The 3,638-nt window shown below is 72.7% G+C and carries 3 protein-coding genes; all 3 read right to left on the bottom strand.

Going from position 1 to position 3,638, the window contains the following annotated elements; translation table 11 throughout:
• A partial coding sequence (locus KMS84_RS38165; protein WP_256921146.1) for an MFS transporter occupies positions 1–1,177 on the bottom strand: 1,177 nt, incomplete at its 3' end.
• 19 nt (positions 1,178–1,196) lie between these two features.
• Positions 1,197–2,645: a CitMHS family transporter gene (locus KMS84_RS38160; RefSeq protein WP_256921145.1), complete on the bottom strand. Its 1,449-nt coding sequence runs from the start codon at positions 2,643–2,645 to the stop codon at positions 1,197–1,199.
• A gap of 141 nt (positions 2,646–2,786) precedes the next feature.
• Positions 2,787–3,638, bottom strand: an 852-nt coding sequence (locus tag KMS84_RS38155; protein WP_256921144.1) for a molybdopterin dinucleotide binding domain-containing protein, incomplete at its 5' end; no start/stop codon positions are given.

Genomic DNA, 3,638 nt, shown 5'->3' with positions numbered 1-3,638 from the left:
CCCCCGGACCGCCTCCCGGCGACCGCACCGCCACCCCCGACGACAGCAGCAGCAGCGCCCCCAGCATCACGAACGGCGCGGCCACCCCCGCGACCCCGGCCACCAGACCGGCGGCGGCCGGCGCGGCGACCTGGCCCAGCCGGTTGCCGGTGAGGCGCAGCGCGAGGGCGGTGGAGCGGGCGCCGTCCGGCGCCGCCTGGACCACCGTCGTCATCGACAGCGGCTGTCCGACCCCGAGGCAGAACCCGAGCGCGGCGAGGATCGCGCCCAGGGCCCAGACCGGCGTCGGCAGCGCGATCCCGGCGCACAGCAGGGCCGCCAGCAGACAGGTCGAGCACAGCAGGGCCGTGCGGCCCAGCAGCCGCAGCAGCGGGGTGAGGACGAGCCGGCAGGCTATGGAGGCCGCCGCGCGGATGCTGAGCAGCACGCCGATCACGGCCGGCGCGATGCCCCGGTGCTCGCCGACCACCGGCAGGTAGGCGGTGAGGATGTCGGTCGCGGACAGCACGGACAGGCTGATCAGGATGCCGGCCGGGACGCCGCGCGCGTGCAGGATGCGGCCGACGGGGACCCGGTCGCCCGGCCCGCCCCGGGAGGCGGACGCGGTGTCGCGGTGCTCGACGCGCCACAGCGAGGCGAACGCCACCGCGCAGCCCGCCCCCGCGACGAGCAGGGCCAGCGCGCTGCTGCGCGCCATGTCCGCGCCGTCGATCAGCGCTCCGGCCGCGACCGGGCCGACCAACTGGCCGAGGGAGGCGCCGATGGTGAAGTGGCCGAAGTTGCGGTCCTGTTCGTGCGGTGCGGACTGCCGTGCCACCAGCGACTGGGAGCCGATGACGAAGCAGAGGTGGCCGAGTCCCATCACGCCGCTCCACAGGGCCATCGTCCACAGGGAGCCCGCCATGCCGCTCAGCACGCAGCCGCCGGAGATCAGGACCACGCCGACGGGCAGCAGGGGTGCGCAGCGGCCGTGGTCGGTGCGCCGGCCGAGCGGCACGGCGGCGAAGAGCGGCAACAGGGCGTAGACGCCCGCGATGACGCCGATCGCCCGCTCGTCCGCGCCCAGCGCGAGGGCCCGGTAGGACACGGCGGGCCGGGCCATCGACACCGCCCCCTGCGCGAAGCCGAAGGCGATGACGAGACGGAGCAGCCAGCCGCGGTTCCCACCGGGCCTCACAAGTTCCTCCACGGCAGGCTCAGATGATCCCGAACAGGATGCCCGCGCCGAGGATGGCCAGGCAGGTGCAGGCCGCCCACTTCACCACGAACCGGGTGTGGTCGCCGAACTCGACCTTGGCCATCCCGACGAGGACGTAGACGGCCGGGACCAGAGGGCTGGACATGTGCAGCGGCTGGCCGACGAGCGAGGCGCGGGCCATCTCCAGCGGCGTGACGCCGTGGGCCGCGCCGGCCTCGGCGAGGACGGGCAGCACGCCGAAGTAGAAGCCGTCGTTCGACATGAAGTAGGTGAGCGGCAGGCTCAGTACGCCGGTGACGAGCGCCATGTGCGGGCCCATGCCGGCGGGGACGACGTCCACCATCCACCGGGCCATGTGGTCGACCATGCCGGTGCCCTGGAGGACGCCGGTGAAGACGGCGGCGGCGAAGACCATGCCCGAGACGTTGAGGACGTTGTCGGCGTGGGCGGCGAGGCGGGCCTTCTGGTCGGGGATGTGGGGGAAGTTGACGGTGAGGGCGAGCGCGGCGCCGATCAGGAACAGGACCGGGATGGGCAGATACTCCATGATCATGGAGGTCAGCAGTGCGACCGTGAGCAGCGCGTTGAACCAGTACAGCTTCGGGCGCAGGGTGGCCCGTCGCGGGTCGAGGCCCTGGAAGCCGTCGTCGCTCGCGTCGTCGTCGCTCCCGTCGTCGCCGAGGGCGACGGACGCGCCGCCGCCCGCGGAGGGCGCGGGGGTCTTGCCCGGGCCGGAGCCGCCGGCGCCGACGAGGACCGTCTCGGTCCGCTCGGCCTTCTCCTGCTCCTTGTCCTCGACGTGGCCTTCCACCAGCACCTCGTCGAGCGTCAGGACGCCGAGCCGGGTGCGCTCACGGCGGCCGAGGACGTAGGCGAGGACGAAGACGAAGAGCAGGCCGACGGCCAGGGCCGGGATCATCGGGACGAAGATGTCGCTGGCGTCGAGCTTGAGGGCGGTGGCCGCGCGGGCGGTCGGGCCGCCCCAGGGCAGGGTGTTCATCACGCCGTTGGCCATGGCCGCGACGCCGGTCATCACGACCAGGCTCATCTTCAGGCGCTTGTACAGCGGGTACATCGCCGAGACGGTGATCATGAAGGTGGTGGAGCCGTCGCCGTCGAGGGAGACGATCGCGGCGAGCAGGGCCGTGCCGACGACGATGCGGAGCGGGTCGGCCTTGCAGAACCTCAGGATGCCCCGCACGATCGGGTCGAAGAGGCCGACATCGATCATCACACCGAAGTAGACGATCGCGAACATGAGCATCGCCGCGGTCGGGGCGAGGCTGGTGACGCCGTCGAGGACGTAGTCGCCGAGCTTGGCGCCCTTTCCGACGAAGACGCAGAACAGCGCCGGGATCAGCACGAGCGCCGCGATCGGCGACATCTTCTTCAGCATGATCAGGACCAGGAAGGTCGCGATCATGGCGAAGCCGAGGATGGTCAGCATGAGTGGATACCTAACGTTCGCCCTTGAACATCCCACCTGGGGGTCGGCGGTGGGTCGACGTTAGGTCCGTTCAAACGGTGTTAACAACCCGTTGACCTGCGAGCAATAAGCGCAAAACTCCAGGTCACAGCTTTGCTCAGCTCACGGGGCCGGAACGGCGGCCACCTCGACCGGAACTCCGTTGAGGACGGCGTTGCCCGACAGGGGGTCCAGCAGACTGCCGTCGAGGAGCTGGTTGACGTTGACGCCGGGGTCGGAGGCCGCGTGGCTCAGGCGGGTGCCGGGGCGGTCGTGTCCCCAGCCGTGCGGCAGGCTGACGACGCCGCGGCGCACGCCGTCGGTGACCTCGGCCGGGGCCGTCACCTCTCCCCCGGCGCCCTTGACCCGCACCGGCGCGCCGTCGCGCACCCCGAGCCGCTCGGCGTCCTCGGGGTGGATGTGCAGGGTGCAGCGGTTGGTGCCGCCGGTGAGGGCGGGGACGTTGTGCATCCAGCTGTTGTTGGACCGCAGGTGCCGCCGGCCGACGAGGACGAGTCCGTCCGTGCTCCGGTGCATGCCCTCCCGCAGGCGCGGGAGGTCGTCGGCGATCGGCCGCGGAAGCAGTTCGACGCGGCCGCTGCGCGTCTTCAGCGGCTGGGGCAGCCGCGGGCGCAGCGGGCCGAGGTCGATGCCGTGCGGCGCGGCGAGCAGCCGGTCCAGACCCAGTCCGTCCGGGCGGGCGCCGAATCCGTCGCCGTAGGGGCCCAGGCGCAGCATCATGTCCAGCCGGCGCTCGGGGCCGGTGTCGCCGGCGAGCTGTGCGGCGAGCTCGTGCGGGTCGCGGCCGTGCACGGGCGAGTGCGGGTCCTCGACGGCCTTGCCGAGGGTCTGGCCGACGACCAGGTCGTCCACGGCCGAGGGGTCCGCGCCGTGCATGCCGGTGGCGGCCAGGGTGAGCCGGGCGAGGATCTCGGTCTCCGCCATCCGGCCGGGCTCCAGCGGGACGGGCGGGCG

This window comes from Streptomyces hilarionis, from assembly GCF_024539675.1.
In the GTDB taxonomy this organism is placed as follows: Bacteria; Actinomycetota; Actinomycetes; order Streptomycetales; family Streptomycetaceae; genus Streptomyces; species Streptomyces hilarionis.
The sequence above is the reverse complement of the archived record's forward strand: the minus strand, read 5'-3'. Positions and strand labels throughout refer to the sequence as shown.

Excerpts from the sequence above, each read along its gene's own strand:
- KMS84_RS38160 (WP_256921145.1), bottom strand. The coding sequence starts at position 2,645 with ATGCTGACCATCCTCGGCTTCGCCATGATCGCGACCTTCCTGGTCCTG.